Raw genomic sequence first — 1,916 nt, 5'->3', positions numbered from 1 at the left:
GACGACCAGGTCAAGGTGCGGGGGCACCGGATCGAGCTGGGCGAGGTCCAGTCCGCCCTCGCGGCGCATCCGCACATCGCGCAGGCCGCCGCCCTCGTCCGCGAGGACCGTCCCGGTGACAAGCGGCTCGTCGGCTATGCCGTACCGGAAGCCGGTGCGGCGCTCGACGTGGCGGCCGTGCGGGCCGCGCTCGCGGAGGAACTGCCGGAGTACATGGTTCCGGCCGCGGTCGTCGTGCTGGACGCGCTGCCGCTGACCTCCCACGGCAAACTCGACCGGCGTGTTTTGCCCATGCCTGAGTACGAGGTGAAGTCCCGTTCCAGGGAGCCGCGTTCGCCGCGCGAGGAGATCCTGTGCGGTCTGTTCGCCGAGGTGCTCGGCACTCCGGATGTGGGCGTCGACGACAGCTTCTTCGACCGTGGCGGACACTCGCTGCTGGCCACGCGACTCGCGAGCCGCATCCGTTCGGCACTCGGCGTCGAACTGCCCGTGCGGCAGATCTTCAGCACCCCCACCGTCGCAGCCCTGGCCGCGGCGCTCGACACCGCGAACGAGGGCCGGACGGCGGTCGCCCGGGCGACCGAACGCCCCAAGCGTCTGCCGCTGTCCTTCGCACAGCGCGGACTGTGGTTCCTGCACCGGCTGGAGGGGCCGAGCCCGACGTACAACATGCCGGTCTCGCTGCGGCTGACCGGCGACCTGGACCATGACGCGCTGCGCGCGGCGCTGGCCGACGTGGTGGCGCGGCACGAGTCGCTGCGCACGGTGTTCGGCGAGGGCGCCGAGGGCCCGTACCAGCGTGTACTGGCCGCCGCGGAGGCCGTACCGGTCCTGGAAGTCGTCCGCACGGACGAGGCCGGGCTGCCCGCCGCGCTGGAGGCGGCGGCCCAGTACGGCTTCGACCTCGGCACCGAAATCCCCGTCCGTGCCTGGCTGTTCGAGCTGGAGCCGGAGCGGCACGTGCTGCTGGTGCTGGTGCACCACATCGCCGGGGACGGCTGGTCCATGCCACTGTTCGCGCGGGACCTGACCACGGCCTATACGTCCGCATCCACGGGCACTGCTCCCGCCTGGTCCGAACTGCCGCTGCAGTACGCGGACTTCACGCTGTGGCAGCGCGAGGTGCTGGGCTCCGACGAGGCCCCCGACAGCCCGATCTCGCAGCAACTGGACTACTGGAAGCAGGCGCTGGCCGGGCTTCCCGAGGAGCTGGAGCTGCCTGTCGACCGGCTGCGGTCCGAAGCCGCTTCCTTCGAGGGCGGATCGGTTCCGTTCGAGATCACGCCCGCGGTGCACGCTCGTCTTGTGGAGCTGTCGCGCGAATGCCAGGCGAGTCCCTTCATGGTGGTGCAGTCGGCGCTGGCGACGCTGCTCTCGCGGCTGGGCGCGGGCACGGACATCCCCCTGGGCACCCCGATCGCCGGCCGTACCGACGACGCGGTGGAGGACCTGGTCGGCTTCTTCGTGAACACACTGGTGCTGCGCACCGACCTCTCCGGCAATCCGACCTTCCGTGAGCTCGTCGGGCGGGTCCGCGAGACGGACCTGGCGGCGTACGCACATCAGGACGTGCCGTTCGAGCGGCTGGTGGAGGTCCTCAACCCCACGCGCCTCGCAGCCCGGCACCCGCTCTTCCAGGTGCGTTTCGTCTTCAACAACATCGACCAGCAGGCCGCGGCCGACGCGGTCCAGAACCTGCCCGGGCTCACCGTCGCGCCCGAACCCGTCGACCTCGGCGCAGCCAAGTTCGACCTTCTCTTCCGGTTCTCCGAGCAGCGCGCGACCGACGGCACCCCCATCGGTATGCGCGGCGCGCTGGAGTTCAGTACGGATCTGTTCGATGTGGTGACTGCTGAGCGGTTGGCCGAGCGGTTGGTGCGGGTGTTGGAGGTGGTGGTTGCTGATCCGGGGGTGCG

1 protein-coding gene is annotated in these 1,916 nt (G+C 70.7%); it reads left to right on the top strand.

The window, feature by feature from the left end; genetic code table 11:
• On the top strand, positions 1-1,916 hold a 1,916-nt coding region (locus ACIA6T_RS35565; RefSeq protein ID WP_399450638.1), incomplete at both ends, for a condensation domain-containing protein.

Origin of the sequence: Streptomyces sp. NPDC051740 (assembly GCF_044453165.1) — a bacterium.
Classification (GTDB): domain Bacteria; phylum Actinomycetota; class Actinomycetes; order Streptomycetales; family Streptomycetaceae; genus Streptomyces; species Streptomyces atrovirens.
Note: the sequence above shows the minus strand (reverse complement) of the source record. Positions and strands in the feature narration are given on the sequence as shown.